The 25,387-nt window shown below is 39.1% G+C and carries 23 protein-coding genes; 14 read left to right on the forward strand and 9 right to left on the reverse strand.

Going from position 1 to position 25,387, the window contains the following annotated elements:
• Positions 1–208: 208 nt before the first annotated feature.
• The 7 genes from A9267_RS02560 (at position 209) to A9267_RS02590 (ending at position 5,659) form a co-directional block, all read left to right on the forward strand.
• Positions 209–973, forward strand: coding sequence for an alpha/beta fold hydrolase (locus A9267_RS02560; RefSeq protein WP_065108129.1), 765 nt, complete (start codon positions 209–211; stop codon positions 971–973).
• A gap of 112 nt (positions 974–1,085) precedes the next feature.
• Positions 1,086–1,307 carry a DUF2788 domain-containing protein gene (locus tag A9267_RS02565; RefSeq protein WP_055023986.1) on the forward strand — a complete coding sequence of 74 codons (222 nt, stop codon included), beginning with the start codon at positions 1,086–1,088 and terminating at the stop codon, positions 1,305–1,307.
• 8 nt (positions 1,308–1,315) lie between these two features.
• Positions 1,316–1,588: a LexA regulated protein gene (ybfE, locus tag A9267_RS02570; RefSeq protein ID WP_055023987.1), complete on the forward strand. Its 273-nt coding sequence runs from the start codon at positions 1,316–1,318 to the stop codon at positions 1,586–1,588.
• Positions 1,589–1,637: 49 nt separating this feature from the next.
• Positions 1,638–2,165: a flavodoxin FldA gene (gene fldA, locus A9267_RS02575; RefSeq protein WP_065108130.1), complete on the forward strand. Its 528-nt coding sequence runs from the start codon at positions 1,638–1,640 to the stop codon at positions 2,163–2,165.
• A 123-nt stretch (positions 2,166–2,288) separates the two neighbouring features.
• The gene (gene earP, locus A9267_RS02580; RefSeq protein WP_065108131.1) at positions 2,289–3,512 is read left to right on the forward strand and encodes an elongation factor P maturation arginine rhamnosyltransferase EarP; all 1,224 of its coding nucleotides are present in this window, start codon (positions 2,289–2,291) and stop codon (positions 3,510–3,512) included.
• A gap of 47 nt (positions 3,513–3,559) precedes the next feature.
• On the forward strand, positions 3,560–4,120 hold the full coding sequence (gene efp, locus A9267_RS02585) for an elongation factor P (protein ID WP_055023990.1): 561 nt from the start codon (positions 3,560–3,562) through the stop codon (positions 4,118–4,120).
• Between the two features lie 324 nt (positions 4,121–4,444).
• Entirely contained in the window at positions 4,445–5,659 is a 1,215-nt protein-coding gene (locus tag A9267_RS02590) for a pyridoxal phosphate-dependent aminotransferase (RefSeq protein ID WP_065108132.1), read from the forward strand.
• A gap of 104 nt (positions 5,660–5,763) precedes the next feature.
• Here A9267_RS02590 and cls read toward each other — a convergent pair whose 3' ends face one another.
• Positions 5,764–7,215 (reverse strand): cardiolipin synthase, encoded by a 1,452-nt coding sequence (gene cls / locus A9267_RS02595; RefSeq protein ID WP_055023992.1) that lies wholly within the window; start codon positions 7,213–7,215, stop codon positions 5,764–5,766.
• Between the two features lie 153 nt (positions 7,216–7,368).
• Between cls and A9267_RS02600 the strand changes: the two genes are divergently transcribed.
• Entirely contained in the window at positions 7,369–8,217 is an 849-nt protein-coding gene (locus A9267_RS02600) for an endonuclease/exonuclease/phosphatase family protein (RefSeq protein ID WP_055024061.1), read from the forward strand.
• Positions 8,218–8,273: 56 nt separating this feature from the next.
• On the opposite strand, the gene A9267_RS02605 is transcribed toward A9267_RS02600, so the two are convergent.
• Positions 8,274–9,182 (reverse strand): hypothetical protein, encoded by a 909-nt coding sequence (locus A9267_RS02605; RefSeq protein ID WP_065108133.1) that lies wholly within the window; start codon positions 9,180–9,182, stop codon positions 8,274–8,276.
• A gap of 223 nt (positions 9,183–9,405) precedes the next feature.
• Between A9267_RS02605 and yfbR the strand changes: the two genes are divergently transcribed.
• The 4 genes from yfbR to A9267_RS02625 all read left to right on the forward strand — a co-directional run bounded on the left by yfbR (position 9,406) and on the right by A9267_RS02625 (position 15,254).
• Positions 9,406–10,014 (forward strand): 5'-deoxynucleotidase, encoded by a 609-nt coding sequence (gene yfbR / locus A9267_RS02610; RefSeq protein WP_055023994.1) that lies wholly within the window; start codon positions 9,406–9,408, stop codon positions 10,012–10,014.
• 66 nt (positions 10,015–10,080) lie between these two features.
• A complete protein-coding gene (locus A9267_RS02615) occupies positions 10,081–11,451 on the forward strand; it encodes an anti-phage deoxyguanosine triphosphatase (protein WP_065108134.1) in 1,371 nt (456 codons plus the stop codon).
• 436 nt (positions 11,452–11,887) lie between these two features.
• The gene (adhE, locus tag A9267_RS02620) at positions 11,888–14,500 is read left to right on the forward strand and encodes a bifunctional acetaldehyde-CoA/alcohol dehydrogenase (RefSeq protein WP_065108135.1); all 2,613 of its coding nucleotides are present in this window, start codon (positions 11,888–11,890) and stop codon (positions 14,498–14,500) included.
• A 181-nt stretch (positions 14,501–14,681) separates the two neighbouring features.
• Entirely contained in the window at positions 14,682–15,254 is a 573-nt protein-coding gene (locus A9267_RS02625; protein WP_065108136.1) for a DUF1569 domain-containing protein, read from the forward strand.
• Positions 15,255–15,272: 18 nt separating this feature from the next.
• Here the strand turns inward: A9267_RS02625 and A9267_RS02630 are convergent, their stop codons facing one another.
• The 7 genes from A9267_RS02630 to zwf all read right to left on the reverse strand — a co-directional run bounded on the left by A9267_RS02630 (position 15,273) and on the right by zwf (position 22,551).
• Entirely contained in the window at positions 15,273–15,734 is a 462-nt protein-coding gene (locus A9267_RS02630; RefSeq protein WP_065108137.1) for a GNAT family N-acetyltransferase, read from the reverse strand.
• Positions 15,735–15,858: 124 nt separating this feature from the next.
• Entirely contained in the window at positions 15,859–16,854 is a 996-nt protein-coding gene (locus tag A9267_RS02635) for a PH domain-containing protein (protein ID WP_065108138.1), read from the reverse strand.
• 44 nt (positions 16,855–16,898) lie between these two features.
• Positions 16,899–17,636 carry a class I SAM-dependent DNA methyltransferase gene (locus tag A9267_RS02640; protein WP_065108139.1) on the reverse strand — a complete coding sequence of 246 codons (738 nt, stop codon included), beginning with the start codon at positions 17,634–17,636 and terminating at the stop codon, positions 16,899–16,901.
• A gap of 235 nt (positions 17,637–17,871) precedes the next feature.
• Positions 17,872–18,513 carry a bifunctional 4-hydroxy-2-oxoglutarate aldolase/2-dehydro-3-deoxy-phosphogluconate aldolase gene (locus A9267_RS02645; protein ID WP_055024001.1) on the reverse strand — a complete coding sequence of 214 codons (642 nt, stop codon included), beginning with the start codon at positions 18,511–18,513 and terminating at the stop codon, positions 17,872–17,874.
• 19 nt (positions 18,514–18,532) lie between these two features.
• The gene (edd, locus tag A9267_RS02650; RefSeq protein ID WP_065108140.1) at positions 18,533–20,359 is read right to left on the reverse strand and encodes a phosphogluconate dehydratase; all 1,827 of its coding nucleotides are present in this window, start codon (positions 20,357–20,359) and stop codon (positions 18,533–18,535) included.
• 10 nt (positions 20,360–20,369) lie between these two features.
• Positions 20,370–21,068, reverse strand: a complete 699-nt coding sequence (gene pgl / locus A9267_RS02655; protein WP_055024003.1) for a 6-phosphogluconolactonase — start codon at positions 21,066–21,068, stop codon at positions 20,370–20,372.
• Positions 21,069–21,078: 10 nt separating this feature from the next.
• On the reverse strand, positions 21,079–22,551 hold the full coding sequence (gene zwf, locus A9267_RS02660) for a glucose-6-phosphate dehydrogenase (protein ID WP_055024004.1): 1,473 nt from the start codon (positions 22,549–22,551) through the stop codon (positions 21,079–21,081).
• A 330-nt stretch (positions 22,552–22,881) separates the two neighbouring features.
• Between zwf and A9267_RS02665 the strand changes: the two genes are divergently transcribed.
• Complete coding sequence (locus A9267_RS02665; protein WP_055024005.1) at positions 22,882–23,736, forward strand: MurR/RpiR family transcriptional regulator; 855 nt, start codon at positions 22,882–22,884, stop codon at positions 23,734–23,736.
• Between the two features lie 205 nt (positions 23,737–23,941).
• Positions 23,942–25,381 carry a pyruvate kinase gene (gene pyk, locus A9267_RS02670; protein WP_055024006.1) on the forward strand — a complete coding sequence of 480 codons (1,440 nt, stop codon included), beginning with the start codon at positions 23,942–23,944 and terminating at the stop codon, positions 25,379–25,381.
• Positions 25,382–25,387: the final 6 nt, after the last annotated feature.

Here is a 25,387-nt window from a genome sequence, read left to right on the forward strand (position 1 = left end):
TCATGTTCACAGTCTACCCATGTGTGGCAAAACGATAAAGAGCTAATGTCACTTAATCTCTTAAAAATGAGTCGATTTCATCAGTTAATCTTGCTGGTGGATTGATTAATGAACATTTTAGATTTTTTTAATCTGATAACTCACTTGAAATCCAGCTAGGTTTACAGGCAAAATCACGCCTCATTAATCATCATATAGAGAAAAGTGAATGCATTACGTTTCGACAGGACAAGGACCAGCAGTGGTATTAATCCACGGCTTATTCGGTAATTTAGACAACCTAAAGAATCTAGCGAATGCATTAGAGCCTCATTATCAAGTTATTCGTGTTGACTTGCCAAACCATGGACAAAGTCAGCACTGGCAACAAATGGATTACCCTCAATTAGCACAAGAATGTGTGAACCTATTGTCTACATTAGCAATACCAGAAGCCCACTTTGTTGGTCACTCGATGGGTGGCAAAGTCGCAATGGCTTTGGCGCTTCTTCATCCAGAAAAAGTAACCAGTTTGGTGGTCGCTGATATTGCGCCTGTGAGTTACTCACCAAGGCATCAAAAAGTGTTTGCTGGATTAACAAGCTTACCTCTTGATAGCAAAACCACCCGTAAAACGGCTTTAGAACATCTTTTAGCTGCTGACATTGATGTCGGCACTGCACAGTTTTTACTTAAGAATCTACAACGCACAGATACGGGTTTTGAATGGAAAATGAATCTTGCTGGTCTCATTGAAAATTACCCGCAAATCATTGGTTGGGATATGCCTAACACCAGCTTCAATAAACCTTGTTTTTTCATTAGAGGTGGAGAATCTGAATACGTTACAGCAGAACATACAGACGCTATTATGCAACAGTTTCCAAAGGTGAGTGCTAAAACGATAAACGGTACTGGCCATTGGTTACATGCACAAAAGCCAGAGATTTTTAATCGTTTAGTTGTTGAGTTTATTGACAAGCATTCGGTATAAATCTTTACGTAAATTTTAATCAATTGAACTAAGCAGATATAGCCCACGTATCATCAATGTGATATATTCCTGCCCTCTTTTTAGCCTTAAAGCAAAACGAATGGTAAAAAACATGTTGAATCAATACATGGATCAAATTGAGACCTTAGGTCTAAACTTGTTTTTTGCTTTAATCTTTTTCTTTATAGGCATGGCGATTCACGATGTGCTCAAACAAGGTAAAGTACCTAAGTTTGGTCGTTATATCGTTTGGTTAGTATTATTCCTTGGCTGTGCCGGGTTTGTAGCAAAAGGTATTATTCAGATGACCTGGGAAGGCTCAGGCGTCGGTTAAACAAAACGATGGCAAAAGAATCAACAGACAGAACAACGATTGACCTGTTTGCTTCTGAAAAACGTCGTGGACGTCCAAGAAGCAATCCCTTAAGTCGGGAACAACAGCTAAAAATCAATAAGCGTAATCAGATCCAACGTGATCGCGCTAACGGATTAAAACGAATAGAGTTAAAGGTGTCACAAGTTTTGTATGACGCCTTGAACGAACAAGCATTGGCCAGTAACATCAGCCGTAGCCAGTTAATCGAATTAATCCTGCAACAACAAATCGACAACTGAACCGTTTTTTACAATTCGCAAGACGAACTAGATATTTAAAGGATAGACAATGGCAACTGTAGGTCTTTTTTTCGGTAGTGACACGGGTAACACCGAGGCTGTAGCCAAAATGATCCAGAAAAAACTGGGTAAGCAAATGGTTGATGTTAAAGACATCGCCAAAAGCACCAAGGAGCAAATCGCTGAATTCGATTTACTATTATTCGGTATCCCGACTTGGTATTACGGTGAAGCACAATGTGACTGGGATGATTTCTTTCCAGATCTAGAGCAAGTTGATTTCACAGATAAGCTAGTTGCTATCTTTGGTTGTGGTGACCAAGAAGATTACGCAGAGTACTTCCTGGATGCAATGGGCATGGTTGGTGATATTGTGTCTGCACGTGGTGGTATCATCATTGGCCATTGGCCAACCGAAGGTTATGACTTTGAAGCTTCTAAAGGCTTAGTTGATGACAAACATTTCATCGGCTTAGGTATTGACGAAGATCGTCAACCTGAATTAACTGAAGAACGTGTTGATGCATGGGTTAAGCAAATTTACGAAGAAATGTGCTTAGCAGAATTGGAAGACTAATCTCGTCACAATTCTCCTAATAAAAAGCGGCTTAAGCCGCTTTTTTTGAGTCCGCAACAAACTCATTAGAATAAGTCATAATTTCAACATGATAATCTAGCTAATTAAAGTGATGCCAACGCCGTGAATAAACAAGTTAATTATAATGCTCCTCACTGGGACGTCTTTTGTGCTGTTGTTGATAACTACGGTGATATCGGTGTCACTTGGCGATTAGCAAAACAGTTACATGCAGAATATGGCATTACGATTAACTTATGGGTTGATGATCTCAAAAGTTTCTCACATATTTTACCCAAGCTTGACCCGTTGGCTTCAATTCAATGTTTTTATGGTGTGAATATTTATCAATGGAACCAGCCACTAGATATTACTTTTACACCAGGAGAGTTATTAATTGAGGCATTTGCCTGTGAACTTCCCTCACAGGTAATTGAAGTAATTGAAGCTCAACATCAAACGTATAAGCAATCAAACGGTCATGCTATCGCACCGCCAAAGTGGATTAATCTTGAATACTTATCGGCAGAAGATTGGGTAAACGGCTGTCATGGCCTTCCATCTATGCAGCCTAGTGGCATCAAGAAGCATTTCTATTTCCCAGGTTTTACCCGAGAGTCTGGCGGCTTAATATGTGAATCTTCATTATTTGATGAACGGGATCAATGGCAATCAGATGTTTCTAATAAAATGGCCTTGTTTAGCCAACTAAATCTTAAAGGTATCGAGTCATCTGATACTGTAATTAGTGTATTTAGTTACGAATCCACTGCATTAACTCAGTTATGTAAGCATTGGACAAAGGGTACATTTGATCAAACTAGTAATGTTATTACTCCTATTCATGCTTTGATACCCAAAGGTAAAAGTTTATCGAGTCTTGCGTCATTTTTAGATATCCCAATCGACTCTATCAACAGCGGTCAATCATTTACTGTAGACCATTTAACTATTCACGTTTTACCCATGACAGATCAAACTCAGTTTGACCGCCTATTATGGAGCTGTGACCTCAATATTGTACGAGGGGAAGACTCGTTTTTACGTGCTCAATGGGCTGCAAAACCATTTATTTGGCACATATACCCGCAAGAAGATGATTATCATCTAGTAAAATTGCAGGCTTTTGTTAATATCTACATTCAGAAACTTGATGATGACATTGCAACTAATTGGTCTAAAACCAATTTTGCGTTCAATCAGCAAGATGCTGATGTCGTTAAACATTGGCAAAAACTAATTTCAGCGCAATTGCCGTTATTGCAGCATGCAAAACAATGGGCAATTGATGCTAAAACAGGTGCAGATCTTGCGTCTCGACTGGTTCAATTCGTTAAAACCAGCTAAGATACTGCACAATTAAAATTACTACCTAAACATATAGGAATAATGCAATGAAAACTGCTCATGAACTCCGTCCTGGAAACGTGATCATGTTAGATGGCAGCCCATGGGTTGTTCAAAAAACTGAAACAACTCGCTCTGGCCGTAACGCTGCTATCGTTAAAATGAAGCTTAAAAACGTACTTTTAGACTCTACTACTGAAACCACCTTTAAAGGTGAAGATAAGATGGAAGACATCATCTTAGAGCGTTTAGACTGTACTTATTCTTACTATGCTGATCCTATGTATGTATTCATGGATGCAGAATATAACCAATACGATGTTGAAGCTGACAACCTAGGTGACGCTGCTGCATATATCGTTGATGGTATGGAAGAACAATGCTCTGTTACTTTCTACGAAGGTAAAGCGATTTCAGTTGAATTACCTGTCACTATCGTACGTGAAGTCACTTACACTGAGCCTGCTGCTCGTGGCGATACTTCTGGTAAAGTAATGAAGCCTGCAACTATCACTGGTGGCGGGACTGTTACTGTTGCTGAATTCGTTAAAATCGGCGATAAAATCGAAATCGATACTCGCACTAACGAATTCAAAAAACGCGTATAATCGCCAGCATAATTGATCATTGTTAATACAATGATAATTAAGTGAATCAAAGGCCAGCAATTGCTGGCTTTTTTATTGGGTACATTGAAATTATTAAGACTTTATTTCACTAGCGTCTTTACCTTCCCTACCCCTCACAAACAAGCAAAAAAACTTTAAACCGCACCCTTACCAGAATAATACTTCAACAATCTCACTTAACAACCTACTCGTTAGAATAAAACGCTAAAAATATACTCTCAAAAATTAAATAGTGCTTTTATATCCCTATTAAATTCGTTATTGTTCGCTGACTTAAGTCGTATTTAGTAAGGTTAAGCAAGTATGCGTCCCATTATCAAATCCAATAAACTCGATAGCGTTTGCTACGATATTCGAGGCCCTGTTCACAAAGAAGCGCGTCGACTAGAAGACGAAGGCCATCGTATTTTAAAGTTAAACATTGGCAACCCTGCCCCATTTGGATTTGAAGCACCTGAAGAAATTGTTCGTGATGTCATTTTGAACCTGCCTAGTGCACAAGGGTATTGTGAATCAAAAGGGTTATTCTCTGCTCGAAAGGCGATTGTTCAGCACTATCAAGCCCATGGTATTCAAGGGATCGATATTGAAGACGTTTACATTGGAAATGGCGCATCTGAATTAATTTGTATGGCGTTACAAGGATTACTCAATACCGATGATGAAGTCCTTATTCCATCGCCTGATTATCCGCTCTGGACAGCTGCTGCAAACCTTGCAGGCGGTAAAGCGGTTCATTATCGCTGTGACGAAGAATCTGATTGGTTTCCTGACTTAGATGATATTAAAAGCAAAATCACTTCTAGAACTCGTGGCATTGTGATCATTAATCCTAACAACCCGACAGGCGCTGTTTACAGCAAAGCGTTGTTATTAGAAGTCATTGAGTTATGTCGTCAACATGACATTATTTTATTCGCCGATGAAATTTATGACAAAATCTTATATGACGAAGCTGTTCATACCCATGCAGCGTCCCTGTCAGATGATATTTTAACCGTTACGTTTAATGGCTTATCTAAGGCTTATCGAGCTGCAGGTTTCCGAGTCGGTTGGATGGTACTCAGTGGCAATTTAAAATCGGCCAAAAACTATATTGAAGGTTTAGACATGTTGGCTTCAATGCGTTTATGCTCAAATGTGCCCAATCAACATGCAATTCAAACCGCATTAGGTGGATATCAGAGTATTAATGAATTAATCCTACCCAATGGTCGCTTAACGGCGCAGCGTGATGTCTGTTATGAAGTATTAAACAGTATTCCTGGTGTTAGTGTTAAAAAGCCTAAAGGAGCGCTCTACGCTTTCCCTAAGCTCGATATGAAGAAATTCAATCTACGAGATGATGAACGCCTAGTACTTGATTTGTTGAAGTCACAAAAAATCTTATTAGTGCAAGGTACCGCTTTTAATTGGCCAGAACCCGATCATGTTCGTGTTGTCTTTCTACCTCATAAAGAAGATTTGCATAAAGCATTATCAGACTTTGGTAATTTCTTGGAAGATTATTCTCAATAAATAAAGCTAACGATGCTTGTACTCAAACAAGATAAACATCAAAAGCTTGAAGATTAACTAGCCACTGCTTAAACAGTGGCTTTTTTATGCCTCTGAATAAAGGCTTATAGTAAGGGGCTAAATAGATAAAACACTTGCTCAATGACTCGGCGATACATCGGACGCTTCTGCCATTCATCATGCGATAACCTGTCAGAATTATCCATGTAAGTCTGTAACAACCCCTTTAGCTTTGTGGCAAATTTAATGTCATCAACCGCAAGCGTCAATTCGAAGTTAAGCCATAAACTGCGCATATCCATATTAACAGTGCCAATCAAACAATGTTCGTCATCAATTAACACCGATTTGGTATGCAATAAACCACCATTAAATTGATATATATTGACATTAGCAGCTAACAGCTCACTAAAGAACGAACTGCTGGCCCATTTCACCATTGTCGAGTCATTGCGCCTAGGAATAATAATGTTCACTTCAACCCCACGTAGTGAGGCAGTAACTAACGCATCTAACAACTGTTCACTTGGTACAAAATATGGTGTGGTGATAACAATTTTCTTTTGCGCTTGATACAAACTTTGCAGTAAAACTTGATGAATGACTTCTTCAGGCATACCTGGGCCAGATGGAATTGCCTGTACTAAAGATGATGTGTCAGTACATTGTGCTTTGTCTGGGAACGCTGGCAACAAACGTTCGTTCGTTTCAACTTCCCAGTCCCAAGCACTAACGGTATTGATAACAGGAACAACTGGTCCAGTAATCCGAACCATCATATCGATCCACTCACCAACACCATCTCCCTGTTTGAAGTATTTAGGGTCAACTAAATTCATCGAACCTGTATAACCAATATGGTTGTCAATAACCACTATTTTACGGTGAAGTCGCAGGTCCATCCTTCTAAAAAACATCCGTATAGGACTAACAATTAACGCTTGAACTACGTTGATATCAGATTTTTTCATCGCTTTAGGCCATTCAGACTTAAAGAATTGTCTACTGCCAGCGGCATCTAATAATAAGTTAACTTTTACACCTCGATTCGCAGCGCTAATTAACGCCTTAGCAACTTCATCCGCTAATCCACCGGGATGCCAAATATAAAACTCCATATTGATGGTCGTTTTAGCGTGATTAATATCGTTAATTATCGCGTGTAATATTTGCTCGGGCGTGTGCTGTAACTCTAATTCATTTGAAGTGAGTGAAGGAATATTAAGCTGTGAGTCGCACAACTTACTGATTGAAGCGGCATAATCACTTTGCTTATCTGGTTGGTGTGAATTATGGCTATACAGCGTACTAAACCACTTCCCATAGGGTTCATACATTGCTTTTGAGCGGCTTGAGCGAGCTTTGCCTAGATGCAATTCGCCAAAAAGCATATAGGCAAATACACCGACAAAAGGCAGAAAATAAATGATCAGTAACCAAGAAAAAGATACGCCAATACTGCGACGTTTAATGACAATACGGGTCGCTACGGCGCCTAATATCAGCCAATATAAAAAGACACCAAGGACCGCAATGATTTGAGTTAACTGATCCATTTTTAAAAATGTTATCCTTGGTGCTAGAGAATAGTAGAATAATTAATAGTAAAGTTTGATTGTACTCAATTCTTTATAAATCGTCACAAATGGCATTAATCTTCGTTAATAAATTGCATTCTAGTGACTAAACTTCGCTATTGTGAGGCTCAATTGCAGACAAGAAGTATTCAATATTGGCTGTTATTTACGTTTGTAACGATTTTAGGGATTTATATCGTTGCTATTTGCTATTTTAACGGTAATCCCGAGATCATGATGACGGAATCAAAACCCTATTTTTCTAGCCAATGCCTTTCCCAAGACACCACTTCACCACTCGATAGAAATGGACGGTTGAGTATTGCGGTTTGGAATATATACAAGCAAAAAAAGCAAGATTGGCAACCCGTACTTAAGCAGTTAACAGATCATAATGATCTCGTATTATTACAAGAAGCCAAACTTAATCATACATTTGCCACTTATCTTGAAGAGATTCAGCATCACGTTGTGATGGCTAAAGGCTTTAAGTTATTGAATGTACCTATGGGTGTCATGAACATTTCATCACAGCCAGCCAATCAGGCTTGTGCTTATCAAACCACTGAGCCTTTAATACGGTTTGCAAAATCAACGCTTGTCGCATCTTATCCATTATCAACCGGTGAAACGCTTATGGTAGTTAATCTCCATGGAGTCAATTTTGACATTCGATTAAATCGTTTCGAAGCTCAATTTAAACAAGTCATCCACAAAATTAGCTCACACCGTGGGCCTATTATTCTTGCTGGTGATTTTAATACATGGCGTGATGGCAGGCTTAACATCGTAAAGCATCTGACACAGGGAATAAGACTACAAGAAGCGCACTATAGAACTGATTTTAGAAAACGCGTATTTGGCTTGCCATTAGATCATTTATATTACCGTGGGCTTACTTTGGTTGAGGCTAATTCTGATAGAACGACAGCATCAGATCATAACCCGATCAAAACACAATTTATGCTGATGAATGAATAACGGGGCCCCTTAGAGAGCCTAATTCGTATTGTATTTCAATCTGTCACAATGCTGAGCTAGAAGACTTTGAGGCTAATTAAACGTGGCTCATTACAAGTAAAGCGATAAAAATCAGTTTCTCTGTCTTGCCTACCAACAAACACGATCGCAGCCTTTTTATCAGTGCCTTTGACCAGTTGTTGTATGTGTTTTAATCGTTCGATCAAGTGATTAATGCTTGTTTGGGTCCAACTAGCAATATTAATTTCGATATAATATGGCTTTAGATTTTGCTTTTTACCGTCCACTTCTTGCCACCAGCCAGCCGAAAGTTTTACTGTTATGGTATTTTCTGTAATGGCAGGTTTCTCCCAAGATAATGTGGAATAGAACACTTTATTTTCATCATCTTTGCTTTGAAATCGAAATTTTTGTTTACCCACAGGGTTTAAGATTTTTTGGAAAACATCTCGATATTCAGCACCAGTTATTCCTTCAAAGTTAAGCTTTCTATCTCGGTCGTAAGGAAAATTAAAATATTGATCAACTACTGTTTGAAATGAACTCGTCACATAGTTATTTTTCTGACGAACTCCCAAATCTGCTTTAGCAGCCCTTTTAGAATGAGACGTGTCAGTCCCCTTTTCATCTGACACTTCAGGACTATGTTTTACCGATTTTGCTGCAGTTAGATTAAAACAATTAGGATAAGATAATGGAAAGCCTTCTTCAGTAGTAATCCTAGACTTCTTGGCTTGTTCTCTAATTTTAGACACGGCTTTAGCAAAACAATGTGGCTTATGTTCTTTATTCTTACCGGTTTTGAAATAAGGTTTACGTAAGTTAATGGCTTTTTTATAAGAACATGGGATTAATTCAACGCCGCATTCATCGCATATAAAGGTATGGGATTTAACGTTTTCAAGTAGGTACAAATCTTCATTAGTCATGCGTTTATTTAACTCAACGCAGTGGGCATCATCCATGTCAATACTCTATGATTAGATCAATAAGTCAGAGTAAATCTATCACATCCTAAATTCAACAATATCGACAAATATCATTAAATTAATGAATAAAAACAAGGTAATGTTCTGGCAGTTACTGAATAACTGCAGTAATGTTAACCAACAAAAAGGCTTATTTATAATCACGTTTAAGCCTGAGGCTTTTTGAATTCAGCGAGTCATTACTCACTAAGGGGCGAACATGAAACCAAGTACCTTTATGGCATGGATAACACGTATGCCATTATTAGAACGCTGGGCATTGATGCATTGCTTTCAAAAAGAAAATGTATCTGAACATTGTCACCAAGTCGCTGTCATTGCACACCTTTTGGTCGTGATTAAAAACAAACGCTTTGGTGGTCAACTCAATCCAGAAAAAGCCGCTACCATAGCCTTGTATCACGAAGTATCAGAAACCAAATTACAAGATATCAATTCAAACACTAAATACCACAGCCCTGAATTTACTAAAGCATTTAAAAAACTTGAAGATTTAGCTGAAAAGGAATGCTTAGCATCCCTTCCTGACGATCTTAGAGATGAAATGGAACCTTTACTGGTGCAATCAGAGGTCGATCCTGAGTATAAGGCCATAGTCAAAGCCGCTGATATATTACAAGCATACGTTAAAACTATGAACGAATTGAGATTTAACAATGATGAATTTCACCATGTTAAAGATAACTTAGATCGTAAATTAAGTGAGATCCAACAGGCTTTACCTGAAGTAAAATGCTTTATAGATATATTTTTAGATAGCTGCACTTCAACACTCGATAAACTAACCCAAGATGATCCCCATCTATAGTTAGTTCAACAATAAAAATGTTTTGTTTAATGAACGACCCAATTGCAAGCACGAAAAGGAAGCGCCATGTCAGATACCATTTCTTTTAATACCGCATCAAATGAAACTCCTTGGCATGCAAGACGATTAGGTGAAGATAAAGCCCGACGCAATGATCATCGCAGCCCTTTTCAACGAGATAGAGCTCGTATATTACATTCCGCAGCATTTAGAAGACTACAAGCTAAAACCCAGGTTCATGGTATTGGTATGAATGACTTTTTTCGTACTCGGTTAACCCATTCATTAGAAGTATCGCAAATAGGCACTGGTATTGCGGCTCAATTAAAACGTAAATACCCACACATAAGCCATTTATTAGATTCAATGAGTTTAATAGAATCATTATGTTTAGCACATGATATTGGCCACCCGCCTTTTGGTCATGGTGGTGAAGTCGCATTAAATTATATGATGCGAAATCACGGAGGATTTGAAGGAAACGGGCAAACATTTCGGATTTTAGCTCGTCTTGAGCCTTACACTGAGTATTGGGGAATGAACTTAACCCGCAGAACATTACTCGGTATTTTAAAATACCCAGCCCTTTATCATCAGCTTCATATTGATCTAGGACAGCAAGAAATTAAAAACCATCGTCAACTTAAACCATCCGAGTGGCCGCCAGTCAAAGGCTTATTCGATGATGATAAAGATATCTATGATTGGGTATTATCAGCCCTGTCTACCCAAGACAGAAACCGGTTTGTCAGTTACAAAAACACTGGCGTATCTGTTTACCCTCATCTTAAAACGCAATATAAATCTTTTGACTGTTCCATTATGGAATTAGCTGATGATATTGCATATGCAGTCCATGATTTAGAAGATGCTATCGTGATGGGTGTTGTGTCACCAAAACAATGGCAACAAGATGTTGCTTCTCATTTATCACTGAGTGAGGATGAATGGCTTAGCAATGAGTTTACTCATATCGCAGAGAAGTTGTTTTCACATCAACATCACCTCCGTAAAGATGCCATTGGTACCCTAGTTAATGGGTTTGTCACTGCGATTGTCATTGATGAAGACCCCCTGTTTGATGAACCCTTGCTGCGTTTTAATGCCAAACTAGAGCCAGCATTTGCTGATGCCTTAACGACACTGAAAAATTTCGTATTCAAGTTCGTTATTCGAAAACCCGAAATTCAAATGCTCGAATACAAAGGACAACAAATCATTATGGAGTTATTCGAAGCATTTGAATCCGACCCACAACGTTTATTACCGTTAAATACTCAAGAGCGTTGGCAACATGCCAAGGATAATAATTTGAACGAAATGCGTGTGATTGCCGATTATATTTCGGGAATGACAGATGAATTTGCTGGACGATTACATCAGCAACTGTTCGGTCCAAAGTCAGCGGGTATTTTTGAAATCAGTTTAGAGCGCTAACCCGACATATACGGCAGTCGACCTATTAAGTAGCACTGCCGTATGCCCCTTATTAAACTATAATCCCTTTAAGCTAACTTTTAGCGTTATCGCTCGTTATCTATATAATCCTAACTGTGAATCCATAAGTAAATTAGCCTAGTGGCAATCTGCTAATGAACTGAGATTATTCATCAATTGACCTGCTAAGTTAACACTAAAGTGCACTATTCAATGACTGTCATTTTTAGTTCAATAAATCAGCATATGATTAGCAACCGCTACCTTTATTCCTCTCTCGTTAAAATGTAATAAAATTACACTTAACTTGAATCTGTGGGCTTGATCACGACATAAATGCCTCTAAAGGGGTAATTTTATAACAGAGACACAAATTAAGAATTTGAAAGAGTCGTTAACTAAACTGATTTAGTTAACTATTTTTAAGGGAGTGATTATGACTGTCACCAATTCTGAACAACTTAACCAATTAGTCGATCGTGTTGCCAAGGCGCAAAAAGAATTTGCTAATTTCAGCCAAGAACAAGTCGATAATATATTTAGAGCTGCTGCACTCGCTGCAACTGATGCTCGTATTTCACTGGCCAAAATGGCAGCAAGTGAAACCGGTATGGGGTTACTTGAAGATAAAGTCATCAAAAATCACTTTGCATCAGAGTACATCTATAACAAGTACAAAGATGACAAAACCTGCGGCATTATCGATGAAGATGTCACATTCGGTACAATAACAATTGCAGAACCTGTCGGTATTATCTGTGGCATAGTCCCGACCACTAACCCAACCTCAACAGCAATTTTTAAAGCGCTAATTAGCCTTAAAACGCGAAATGGGATTATTTTTTCACCCCATCCTCGAGCAAAAGAGTCAACCACAACAGCTGCAAGAATTGTACTTGAAGCCGCCATTGAAGCTGGCGCTCCTAAAGATATCATTGGTTGGATTGACGAACCTTCAGTTGCGCTTTCAAATCAGTTAATGACTCATGAGAGAATTAATCTCATTTTAGCAACTGGTGGTCCTGGTATGGTAAAAGCGGCTTATTCTTCTGGTAAGCCAGCAATTGGTGTCGGTGCGGGTAACACCCCTATCGTGATTGACGAAACAGCTGACATCAAACGTGCCGTGAGTTCGATTCTCATGTCTAAAACGTTCGATTACGGTGTTGTGTGTGCTTCTGAACAAGCCGTTGTGGTTGTTGATAGTATTTACGATCAAGTCAAAGAGCGTTTTGCTAGCCATGGTGGCTACATGCTATCTAAAAAAGAAACAAAGGCTATGCAAGGTGTCATTCTTAAAAATGGCGGCTTAAACGCAGATATCGTTGGTCAAAGCGCCGCGACGATTGCTGCTATGGCAGATATTACTGTCCCAAGCTGGACCAAGGTATTAATTGGCGAAGTCTCTGACATTTCTGATGCAGAAGCATTCGCCCATGAAAAACTATCGCCATTACTAGGTATGTACCGAGCAGCCGACTTTAACGACGCAATGGATAAAGCTGAAGCATTAGTCACCCTAGGCGGTATAGGCCATACATCAGGTCTATATACCGATCAAGATAGTCAAAGCGATCGAGTTAAAGCGTTTGGTTTTAGAATGAAAACCGCCCGTATCTTAATTAATACTCCAGCCTCTCAAGGTGGAATTGGTGATTTATATAACTTTAAACTCGCACCATCATTAACCTTAGGTTGTGGTTCATGGGGCGGCAACTCTATCTCAGAAAATGTGGGTCCTAGTCATTTAATTAATAAGAAAACCGTCGCGAAAAGGGCTGAAAATATGTTGTGGCATAAACTTCCATCTTCAATTTATTTCCGCCGTGGCAGTTTACCTATCGCACTTGAAGAACTTGAAACTAAAAAACGAGCCTTGATCGTTACCGACAAGTTCCTGTTCAATAACGGTTATTGCGACGAAACCATMAAGATTTTAAAAGCTCAAGGACTTGAAACTGAAGTATTTTATGAAGTAGAAGCGGATCCGACCTTAGCGATTGTTAAACAAGGTGCAAAGGTCGCTCAAAGTTTTCAACCTGATGTCATAATTGCACTAGGTGGCGGTTCACCAATGGATGCGGCTAAAATCATTTGGGTTTTATATGAGCATCCTGACGTTGATTTTGCAGATTTAGCACTACGCTTTATGGATATCCGTAAGCGTATCTATAAATTCCCTAAACTGGGCGTAAAAGCTCAAATGGTGGCCATCCCAACCACGTCAGGAACAGGCTCTGAAGTGACCCCGTTTGCAGTTGTAACTGATGAAGTATCTGGGATGAAATACCCTATTGCGGATTACCAGTTAACACCCAATATCGCCATTGTCGATCCTAACTTAGTAATGGATATGCCAAAATCATTAACCGCTTTTGGTGGAATTGATGCGGTTACTCACGCATTAGAAGCCTATGTTAGTGTGATGGCAAATGAGTTTAGCGATGGTCAAGCACTACAAGCACTAGATTTACTGGTTGAGTATCTACCAGCAGCTTACGAGCAAGGATCGAATGCACCTGTTGCCAGAGAGAAAGTTCACAATGGCGCCACGATTGCTGGTATTGCATTTGCTAACGCTTTCTTAGGAATTTGCCACTCTCTTGCTCATAAACTTGGCGCTGAATTCCACTTAGCCCACGGTCTTGCAAATGCATTATTAATCAGTAATGTCATTCGCTTTAACGCGACTGACATGCCAACTAAACAAGCCTCTTTCAGCCAATATGATCGTCCAAAAGCCCTGTGTCGTTATGCAACGATTGCAGATCACCTAAAACTTGACGGTGTGGAAAAAGCTAAAACTGATAATGACAAAGTTGAACTACTAATTGCAAAAATTGATGAACTAAAATCGGTTGTCGGTATACCCGCTTCAATTCAAGAAGCAGGTGTTAATGAAGCAGACTTTTTAGCAAAACTCGATGAATTAGCAGAACATGCATTTGATGATCAATGTACAGGTGCCAACCCACGTTATCCTTTGATCAAAGAGTTAAAGCAAATATTGCTCGATAGCTTTTATGGTAAGGCGTATCAAGATAGCTAAACATTTCCCCTTTAGTTTTTATTACGCATAAAGAAAAACGCTAACAATGTTGAATTTTGTTAGCGTTTTTTTATATAGCATTTCGATGATTAGATAATTAGCAAAGCAAGCTATTTGCTGAAATCGTTCACATCTGATTTACTAGTCTACAAATTAAACATAAGACGGTAACTCACAAGCGATGCAACGTAGATTGGTTTTGAAATCATTAATTGCAGGTGGTGCAGTGTTCAGTGCAGCGGGTATAACTTGGTTTTCTATTTCGCCAGAAAACCAACCTCTGACAATCAAGCAGACGATTAACACCTTAAATACACTCCATATGATTTTAGTCACCCAGAGTGAATCCAATTCCGAGTACATATCATCAGCAGGACAATGGAAATTGGGGCAAATATTTGAGCACTGCGCCCAGAGTGTTGAATATTCGATGACAGGTTACCCTGAACATAAATCAGCACTATTTAAAAGCACCTTAGGCCATATCGCTTTTTCGGCATTCTCAGCTAAAGGAAAAATGACTCATAGTCTTCATGAAACAATACCAGGAGCACCTCAGCTTTCATTAAATCAAGACGTTAGCTATTATTTATCGGCTTTATCGAGACTAAGAAAATCACTAACCGATTTTGAATCTTACGTCGGAACGTTAAAGCCCCACTTTGCTTATGGCGCATTAACAAAAGCAGAATATGAACTCGCCCATGTCATGCACATTAATAACCACCTAAGTGAAATTATCACTCGAATATGAGACGAACTTTGGTACTGTCTACAAGTTTAACTTCATTTCTACTAAGGTTTTTGTAAAGCCTACTTTCTCATAGGCTCGAATTGCTGCATCGTTAGCATCATAAACATCTAGATAAAAATCCAAAACACCTTGTTCCTTGCTCCAGTGAACAAGTTTGTCTATCAGACATTTATTAATGCCTTGGCCTCTGTATTCAGACTCAACAAACATAAAGCCTAAATAACAGTGTTTAGTATGATTCAAAGATATTTTAGACTGTCTGATTTGTGCATAACCTGTTGCGATAATGTCATTTTGTATTTCGCCAACTAAAACACAACTAAGTGGGTCTATCAGTAATGATTCTAAATCATAATAAATAGTGTTTTCGGGTTTAATACTCGAATTATAAGGCCTTTCCGCTTGAACCACCTTCTGTTCAAACTCTCGCAAAATGGCTATATCTGCCAGTGACGCAGTTCTAAAAGTAATATTATCCAATCTTTTTTCTCATCATTTAACCAGTGTCTATTAATTCATTGTGATAAAACCATTAAGCTCACCGCGTAGCTTTATTGATAGTCTACGCAATAAAAAAATGGGAAACCGATATTGGTTAACTAAGTTAGTTTATCCGATGCTGAATTAGCGAAATCATTTTTTGTGGGCTATCAACACCAATATAAATCTGTTTTGCATCATCAATTTCAGTCTTCAAAACGATGTGGATATTGGGTGTACCACTAAAATTATATCGCTTAACGCCTTTTTGCCTTCTTATCACACTCTGATTAAATTCTATTGTTTTAATATTATCCAACGCAATGGTAAACACGTTAAACACCCCGTAACGTAAATATATCTGGCGATCATCAATCGAGATAGGTCGTCTAGACATGGCTAGATACTCTGCGACAAAGAAAACTAAACTGAGTGCAGTTAACAATGTCACTATATTAGCTGCTAAGGGTGACCAAATAAAATGTAATACTAGGTGCATGAGTGGGATTTCGAATGCAATCATCAATATAAATCCTAGGGAATTAGATTGATTTGCATCTTTTAAATGATAACTGAATTGTTCATCTCCTTCATAAGCACTTGAATGAATCAATCGACTGCAAAAAATAAAGCTCCACACTCTCGTTTCAAAAATAATTAACTTACTGATAGCACTATCACCAATAAAACGTTTTATTGGCTTTTCGGTAGCAAAGTCGGGATCAAGCCCCTTGGTTAACGCCTGTTTAATTGCAAATATTACGCAAGCAATAACGCTCAATTCAACGACAATAAAGCCAAATAAAATAAGGTAACGTAGGTCGGTCAGGTAAGGCCAGACAACTTGATACTGATTGGGAATAATGTAGCTACCTGCAGCCACCAACAATGCAAAATAACCAATTGATTTCATTAAAGCTATCTTTTTAGGTTTAATACAAATAAAACACAGCAAAGGTAAGGTAACGCCAATATCAATCAACAATAACCAATCACTTTTTGACTGGCCGAAATCATTTAGCCAGGTGTCATAATTAAAAAAATGCCACCAGCTTGCAGCCATCAATATCAGAAATACCAGTGGTAGTTTTTCAATAACGTGTACGCGCTGTATATTCATGAATGTCCATTTCAATCAGTAAAACTGTCAGTAAATCAATTTATTTACCCTAATCGCTTAAGATACATAAAACAATCTGTAGCTTGTTTCACACCATCAATAAAATAGTCTTTTTCGTATTGTTCAATAACCTCAAAGCCATTCTCACGAAATAAGTTTGCGACATATTTTGACGGGTAAAAATACATATGTACTTTATTTCCTTGGGTTGAGGTTTGAGTTTGTGAATAGAACTTATTTGAGGTCATAAAACTGACAAACAAGATGCTGTTATTGGCCATAAACTGAGGCAAGTCAGCAATAAATTGCTTCAGTTCGTGTTGATTTAAATATGGAAAACAAAAAGCACAAATAGCAAAGTGATACTTATTAGATAATAACGCAGTAGAGGCATTACGTACCTTACGCATATCCAACACTTCATAATGAAAAAGTGGATTGTTAGCTGTTGCTAAAGCAACCATTTGTTCAGCAAGATCGAAACCATAGACACAAATATCTATGCTTATTTGTCGAGTCGCTTCCCAAGTTTTACACTGCTGGTATAAATACAAACTCACATTACCTGGGCCGCAACCTATATCCAATATGAATATGGGTTTTGTATAAGTGACTGAGTCAACATCCAAAACTTGATTAACATCGGGAGATAAAGCCATTTCGAGAATATAGTCGCACAACTTATCAATACTATGGCTATATAAACTGCAATCCATGTATTTATCTTGATATTGTTGTGCCATTCTATTAAATGTTGCCACACTTTGCGCTGATTTATCCATATGACCTTTATAAGGAATAAAAGAGTAAAACGATGGCTAAGATGCTAACAATTAAACTCTTCCCTAACTCCTAACGCCTAACGCCTAACGCCTAACGCCTAACCAAATGATATCAACCATTTCAATTTTGAAGATTATTTTAATTAATGTGCATTTTAAACATTAGTCTATTTTAACCAATAAAAAACCACCCGAAGGTGGTTTAATTTAACGAATGCTCACTTAAAGAGAGTAATTAAAGCGCACTAATCGCATCTTTACATAACTGGGTAATTCGGTCCCAATCGCCTTGCTCCATAGCATCAGTTGGTGCTATCCAGCTACCACCAATACAATCAACATTGGGTAAAGCCAAATAGTTTTTGTAACTAGTTGGAGTAATACCGCCTGTTGGGCAAAAACGAATATTTGCCAAAGGACCTGAAAATGCTTTTAACGCACCTACACCACCAGAGGCTTCTGCAGGGAAGAATTTGAAATGAGTGTAACCTAATTCCATGCCGACCATGACTTCAGAAATACTCGCAACACCAGGAATTAAAGGTACAGTGCCTTTCATAGCCGCCTTCAATAACCCTTCTGTTGCACCAGGGGTGATGATGAATTGCGAACCTGCATCTATTGCTTGCTGAAGATGTTGTTCGTTTAAAATTGTACCTGCACCCACAATGGCTTCTGGCACTTCTTTAGCAATTAATTTAATTGCTTCTAAAGCGCACTCTGTGCGTAAAGTTATCTCTAAAACACTGATACCGCCCGCAACTAATGCTTTCGCTAACGGTACTGCATGCTCAATTTTATTGATAACCATTACAGGAACAATCGGACTGCGTTTAAAAATATCTTGTGGCTGTATCGTCCAGTTATTCTCAAGCATTCGTTATTCTTCCTTACAATTAGTATTTTTCATCAATGGCACTGGTACAGCGAGCGCCGGTTTCAGGACCACTTAAATTACTTCGTAAAGCACCAAATAATTCACGTCCCATGCCAAAACTTGAATGATGTAAATCGACTTTAGCAGCTGTCCTCGCGGCTAATGTTGCATCGTCAACTAAAAGTGTTAGTTCACCAGTATCAGAATTAACACGAATTACATCGCCGTTTTCAATTTTTGCAATCATGCCACCGTCTAACGCTTCTGGTGTTAGATGAATAGCGGCAGGCACCTTGCCTGACGCACCTGACATGCGGCCATCAGTCACAAGTGCAACTTTAAAGCCTTTATCTTGTAGCGTACCTAAGTAAGGGGTTAACTTATGAAGTTCTGGCATGCCGTTGGCTTTAGGTCCTTGACCTTTAACCACGACAACACAGTCCTTATCTAACTCACCCGCTTTAAAGATAGCGTCTAACTTATTTTGATCGTCAATAACAACTGCTGGCGCTTCAACAACACGATTAGCAACTGGCACTGCCGATACTTTAATTACTGCTCGTCCGATATTACCTTTGAGCAATGTTAAGCCACCATTTGATTGGAATGGTGTATCAATATGGGTTAACACTTCTTTGTCTAAACTTTCTGTTGGGCCTTCAACCCAAATCAGTTCGCCGTCGACCAATCGAGGCTCTTGGGTATATTTACGTAAACCAAAACCTGCAACTGTATTAACGTCTTCGTGTAACAGACCGGCATCCAATAGTTCTTTAACCAATAACGCCATACCGCCTGCTGCATGAAAATGGTTAATATCAGCGTGGCCATTAGGGTAGACACGAGCAAGTAAAGGCACGTTTGCAGAAAGTTCTGAAAAATCATCCCAATTGACAATGATCCCTGCAGCACGAGCAGCAGCGACAATATGCATGGTTAAGTTGGTAGAGCCACCTGTTGCCAATAGTGCAACGATGCCGTTAACAACTGATTTTTCATTAACGATTTCACCAATTGGGCTGTATTGCGTTCCCATTGAAGTTAAACGACATACCTGTTTAGCTGCCATTGACGTTAATGCATCACGCAACGGATCATCTGGGTTAACAAATGACGAACCAGGTAATTGAAGCCCCATAACTTCGAGCATTAATTGATTTGAATTTGCAGTACCATAGAAAGTACATGTACCAGCACTGTGGTAAGAGCTAGATTCAGCTTCTAACAATGCTTCTCTATCAACTTTGCCTTGAGCGAAAAGTTGGCGTACTCGCGCTTTTTCTTTATTAGGAATACCAGATTTCATTGGGCCAGCTGGCACAAATAACATCGGTAAGTGACCAAAACTTAACGCACCGATCAATAGACCCGGCACGATTTTGTCACAGATACCTAATAATAAAGCGCCATCAAACATATTGTGAGATAACCCTACAGCAGTCGACATCGCAATGACTTCACGGCTAAGTAGACTGAGTTCCATACCAGGTTGACCTTGAGTCACACCGTCACACATCGCAGGTACACCTGCGGCAACTTGAGCAACACTGCCTACTTCCTGACAGGCTTTCTTTAAGAAGTTCGGATAATCTTCATATGGCTGATGCGCCGACAGCATGTCATTAAATGCTGTAACAATACCAATGTTAGCTTTAGTAAATTGACGTAATGATTCTTTATCTGCAGGCTGACAAGCAGCAAACCCATGGGCTAAGTTACCGCAGCTTAAAGCACTGCGGTGTACGCCTTTTGCATTAGCATCGTTAAGGGCTTCAAGGTATTTCTTACGTGTATCTTTGCTTCGTTCGATTATTCTATCGGTAACAGCTTGAACTACTGAGTGCATAATTGACTCCTTAAGCGCTATAGAACACATCAACGGGCGTTTTACGCTGCGCTAATACGGCTCTAATAGGCATTTCGTTCACATCGTCATTTTGTAATGCTTGGCGATATACGGATAATTTAGATTCACCAACAAGATGAAGATAAATCTGACGACTGTTTAAGATTGCCCCTTTTGATAATGTGATGCGGGGATGCGGTGCGGTTGTCGGGTTGACAGCTGCGCATAACAAATCAGTCGTAAAAGCGTTTTCTAGTTCGGTACTGCATGGGAACCATGAACATGTATGCCCGTCTGTTCCCATACCTAATACCACCACATCGAAAGGCTTTGGAAAGTTAGCTAATGATTCAATGGTCATTTCGCAGCCCTTTTCTGGACTATCGAACATGTTTTTCAAACCACGAAACTTAGCACTAGCAGCACGGTTTTGTAGAAGGTGCTCACGGACTAGGCGCTCATTAGAATCAGCTTCTTCAGCATCAACCCAACGTTCGTCAGCTAATGTAATGTAAACATCACTCCAATCGATTGCTTTATTACTAAGTAATTTAAACAGTTTTAACGGTGTGGAACCGCCTGATACTACAAGACTGGCTTTACCACGACTATCAACAGCATCTTGTAGTTGATTAGAAATTTTCTCTGCTAATTTAGCTTCTAAATCAGCAGGAGTATCAAATGATTTAAATACAGATTCTTTAATCATGACTCATTCCTTATTCGTCCCAAGAGCGGCCGTCTTTAGTGATCAGTGCAACTGAAGCAACTGGGCCCCAAGTCCCAGCTGGATAAGGCTTAGGTTTTTCACCGCCTTTTTCCCAAGAGTTCATGATGCCATCAACCCATGTCCACGCTTCTTCAACTTCATCACGACGAACAAATAAGGCTTGATTACCTATCATGGCTTCAAGTAACAAACGCTCATAAGCATCAGCAATACGTTCATTTTTGAAAGTATCGGTAAAACTTAAATCAAGTTTAGTAGTTTGAATGCGCTGCTTCTCTTCAAGACCAGGCACTTTATTCATCATTTGGATCTCTACACCCTCATGAGGCTGCAGACGAATGGTTAATTTATTTGGTGGCAGATTGCGCATACTGTCACGGTATAGATTCAATGGTGGGTTTTTAAAATAAACCACAATTTCAGAACTCTTGAACGGCATACGTTTACCGCTGCGCAAGTAAAATGGCACCCCAGCCCAACGCCAGTTATCTATATCAACACGCAGTGCGACAAACGTTTCAGTATTAGACTTAACATTAGCGCCCTCTTCTTCAAGGTAACCAGGAACAGGGCTGCCTTTTAAGAAACCTGCAGTATATTGACCACGTACGGTATTTTCAAAAACATTGTATGGCGTAATTGGACGAAGAGATTTAAGTACTTTTACTTTTTCATCACGGATGCTGTCAGCATCAAGATTGACAGGCGGATCCATTGCAACCAGTGTCAGCACTTGTAATAAATGGTTTTGAATCATGTCACGCATTTGACCAGCAGTATCAAAGTAGCCCCAACGCCCTTCGATGCCCACTTCTTCAGCAACTGTAATTTGTACATGATCAATTGTTCGATTATCCCACTTTGACGCAAATAGCGAGTTAGCAAATCGAAGTGCAATTAGGTTTTGAACGGTTTCTTTACCAAGATAATGGTCAATACGATAAACTTGGTTTTCGTTGAAGTATTCAGAAACTTTGTCGTTAATGACTTTTGATGATGCTAAACACGTACCGATTGGTTTTTCTAAAACGATACGAGTGTCAGGATGGATGAGGTTTTGTTCATTTAAACAGCGACAGATATCGCCAAAAATAGAAGGAGGCGTTGCGAAGTAACTAACCATGACACGTTTTGTTGGTTCTAATAGGTCATGGAATGCTTTGTAACCTTCAGCTTCTGTAAAATTAGTCCCTATATAATGACAACGCCCAATAAAGCGTTCTAAGGTCTCTTCACATAATTCATCTTTTACAAAGGTATTTAATGCTTTTTGTACTAACGCGATAAATTCTTCTTGAGTGAAGGCATCTTTTGCAACGCCAATCACTTTAGTGTCTGTATCTAACAGGTTAGCTTTATCTAGTTGATAAAGCGAAGGCAACAATTTACGTCTCGCGAGATCGCCCTTTGTACCAAAAAGCACAAAATCGCAAGCTTTAGCCCCTGAAGTTGAGTTACTCATTGCTCTACATACTCCTTTATTTTGTGTGATTCACCTTACGAAATTTAAGTATCCGACGATTTAAACCACACTTTTGTTGTAATATAACAACAGAATTCGTTTTATGCATCTATAATTTGAAAATAATCCTTTGTTTTGTATCTAGCATTATTAACATAAAACCTGATAGTATTTTGGTGATTAAATTACTTTACTATCTTAGTCTAGTTACAAAACAACGATGAAAAGTGACTACATTTTGTTTTCAGAGGGATAAAAATTACTTCATTTCCTCTCAAATTGTAATTTATGATATAAAATTACATCATCCATTTTAGCGGACAATTGCTTATGAATACCCTTGAAAAGGTGCAAAAGAGCCTGACACAGTTTAGTAAGTCAGAGCGTAAAGTGGCAGAAGTTATTTTAGCTTCTCCTCAAACAGCTATCCACTCAAGTATCGCTACCCTTGCCAAAATGGCTGACGTCAGTGAGCCGACCGTAAACCGCTTTTGCCGACGACTGGATACTAAAGGGTTCCCTGATTTTAAATTACATCTTGCTCAAAGTCTTGCTAATGGTACGCCATACGTAAGTCGACATGTAGAAGAAGATGACTCACCTGAGTCGTACACAACAAAAATCTTTGAGTCTTCAATGGCATCCCTTGATACCGCACGTCAAAGCCTTGATGTGGTTGCTGTCAACAAAGCCGTCGATATTCTCACTCAAGCAAAAACAATCTCGTTCTTTGGTCTTGGTGCCTCATCATCTGTTGCACATGACGCTCAAAATAAATTCTTTCGTTTTAACGTCCCAGTAATTTGTTTTGATGATGTTCTCATGCAACGTATGAGCTGCATTGGTTGTAATGAAGGTGATGTTGTTGTGTTGATATCCCATACAGGCCGTACTAAATCATTGATTGAAATTGCACGTATCGCACGTGAAAATGGTGCTGCAGTGATTGGGATTACAGCACGTAATTCTCCACTGTCCCATGAATGCACTTTGCCTGTAACCATGGAAGTACCAGAAGATACCGATATGTACCTACCCATGGCATCTCGTCTAGCTCAGTTGGTCACTATCGATGTTCTCGCAACTGGATTTACCCTAAGACGTGGACCTCGATTCCGTGACAATTTGAAGCGAGTTAAGGAAGTATTGAAAGAATCACGAGTTAATAAAGATCTTACTATCTAAATATTTCTGTTGAATGACACTTCCAAAAGGCCGAACAGTCTTGACTGTTTGGCCTTTATTTTCTGTAAATATCGAATCTGTCACAAAAATAAAACATTAAAAATGACCTTTTTGTTCGTAACTTTCCTACAAAATACTAAAATCTCTGTTAATATAGTTTCATATTTGTACCGAATTCTTTTTCTTAATATTAACGGAGTATCTTATGTTCCGCAGAACTAAAATCGTTACAACACTTGGTCCAGCAACAGATCGTGATGACAACCTACGTAAAATCATCGCAGCCGGCGCAAATGTTGTACGTCTTAACTTCTCACATGGCTCACCAGAAGATCATTTAAAACGTGCTACAGACGCTCGTAACATCGCTAAAGAGTTAGGTGTTCATGTTGCAGTTCTTGGTGACTTACAAGGCCCGAAAATCCGCGTTTCTACATTTAAAGATAACAAAAAAATTCAATTGAATTTAGGTGATACCTTTATCTTAGATGCTGATTTAGCAAAAGGCGAAGGTGACGAAAAGCAAGTCGGCATTGATTACAAAGAATTACCAAAAGATGTCACAATTGGTGATATTTTGATGCTGGATGACGGTCGCGTTCAACTTAAAGTTGAATCAGTTGAAGGTAACAAGGTATTTACCTCTGTCACTGTGGCCGGTCCCCTTTCAAATAATAAAGGCATCAACAAACAAGGTGGCGGTTTAACAGCCCCTGCACTAACTGATAAAGATAAAGCTGATATTTTAACTGCTGCTCAAATTCAAGTTGATTACTTAGCTGTATCTTTCCCACGTACAGGTGCTGATTTAGATTATGCTCGTAAATTAGCAGAAGAAGCTGGCAGTTTTGCATTGATCGTTTCAAAAGTTGAACGTGCTGAAGCAGTTGGCACTGACGAAGCAATGGATGACGTTATCAAAGCATCAGATGCTGTAATGGTTGCACGTGGTGACTTAGGTGTTGAAATCGGTGATGCTGCCCTTGTTGCTGTTCAAAAGAAACTAATTAAACGTTCTCGTCAGTTGAACAAAGTGGTTATTACTGCAACTCAAATGATGGAATCTATGATTTCAAGTCCAATGCCAACACGTGCAGAAGTCATGGACGTTGCTAATGCTGTTTTAGATGGTACTGATGCAGTTATGTTATCAGCAGAAACTGCAGCAGGTGATTTCCCAGAAGAAACAGTACTCGCAATGGGTAATGTTTGCGCTGGCGCAGAAAAACACCCTTCAGTGATGTCTTCTAAGCATAGATTAGACCAGAAGTTCAATTCTATTGAAGAGACGATTGCACTTTCGACTATGTATGCAGCGAACCACCTTGAAGGTGTTAAAGCGATTATTAGTTTAACGGAATCTGGTGAGACAACTAAGTTGATGTCGCGCATTAGTTCTTCTTTACCTATCTTTGCTCTGTCTCGTCACGAAAAGACATTAGCTAAATTAGCTTTGTTCCGTGGTGTATTGCCCGTTAAATTTGATTCAACAGCTGTACCTGCTGATGCATTAGCATCAGAAGCGTTAAAAGCAGTTGCTAAAGCGGGTTACTTAAAATCAGGTGATATGGTATTGATGACTAAAGGCGATGCGATGGAAACTGTCGGTGGCACCAATACATGTAAAGTGCTGGTTGTTGCATAATTCTGG

The sequence above is a fragment of the Shewanella sp. UCD-FRSSP16_17 genome, from assembly GCF_001675935.1.
In the GTDB taxonomy this organism is placed as follows: domain Bacteria; phylum Pseudomonadota; class Gammaproteobacteria; order Enterobacterales; family Shewanellaceae; genus Shewanella; species Shewanella japonica.

Excerpts from the sequence above, each read along its gene's own strand:
- A9267_RS02640 (WP_065108139.1), bottom strand. The coding sequence starts at position 17,636 with ATGGATAAATCAGCGCAAAGTGTGGCAACATTTAATAGAATGGCACAA.
- pgl (WP_055024003.1), bottom strand. The coding sequence starts at position 21,068 with ATGATTAAAGAATCTGTATTTAAATCATTTGATACTCCTGCTGATTTA.
- edd (WP_065108140.1), bottom strand. The coding sequence starts at position 20,359 with ATGCACTCAGTAGTTCAAGCTGTTACCGATAGAATAATCGAACGAAGC.
- A9267_RS02565 (WP_055023986.1), top strand. The coding sequence starts at position 1,086 with ATGTTGAATCAATACATGGATCAAATTGAGACCTTAGGTCTAAACTTG.
- efp (WP_055023990.1), top strand. The coding sequence starts at position 3,560 with ATGAAAACTGCTCATGAACTCCGTCCTGGAAACGTGATCATGTTAGAT.
- A9267_RS02665 (WP_055024005.1), top strand. The coding sequence starts at position 22,882 with ATGAATACCCTTGAAAAGGTGCAAAAGAGCCTGACACAGTTTAGTAAG.
- fldA (WP_065108130.1), top strand. The coding sequence starts at position 1,638 with ATGGCAACTGTAGGTCTTTTTTTCGGTAGTGACACGGGTAACACCGAG.
- A9267_RS02590 (WP_065108132.1), top strand. The coding sequence starts at position 4,445 with ATGCGTCCCATTATCAAATCCAATAAACTCGATAGCGTTTGCTACGAT.
- A9267_RS02635 (WP_065108138.1), bottom strand. The coding sequence starts at position 16,854 with ATGAATATACAGCGCGTACACGTTATTGAAAAACTACCACTGGTATTT.
- yfbR (WP_055023994.1), top strand. The coding sequence starts at position 9,406 with ATGAAACCAAGTACCTTTATGGCATGGATAACACGTATGCCATTATTA.
- pyk (WP_055024006.1), top strand. The coding sequence starts at position 23,942 with ATGTTCCGCAGAACTAAAATCGTTACAACACTTGGTCCAGCAACAGAT.
- cls (WP_055023992.1), bottom strand. The coding sequence starts at position 7,215 with ATGGATCAGTTAACTCAAATCATTGCGGTCCTTGGTGTCTTTTTATAT.
- A9267_RS02605 (WP_065108133.1), bottom strand. The coding sequence starts at position 9,182 with ATGGATGATGCCCACTGCGTTGAGTTAAATAAACGCATGACTAATGAA.
- A9267_RS02645 (WP_055024001.1), bottom strand. The coding sequence starts at position 18,513 with ATGCTTGAGAATAACTGGACGATACAGCCACAAGATATTTTTAAACGC.
- ybfE (WP_055023987.1), top strand. The coding sequence starts at position 1,316 with ATGGCAAAAGAATCAACAGACAGAACAACGATTGACCTGTTTGCTTCT.
- A9267_RS02625 (WP_065108136.1), top strand. The coding sequence starts at position 14,682 with ATGCAACGTAGATTGGTTTTGAAATCATTAATTGCAGGTGGTGCAGTG.
- zwf (WP_055024004.1), bottom strand. The coding sequence starts at position 22,551 with ATGAGTAACTCAACTTCAGGGGCTAAAGCTTGCGATTTTGTGCTTTTT.
- A9267_RS02560 (WP_065108129.1), top strand. The coding sequence starts at position 209 with ATGCATTACGTTTCGACAGGACAAGGACCAGCAGTGGTATTAATCCAC.
- A9267_RS02615 (WP_065108134.1), top strand. The coding sequence starts at position 10,081 with ATGTCAGATACCATTTCTTTTAATACCGCATCAAATGAAACTCCTTGG.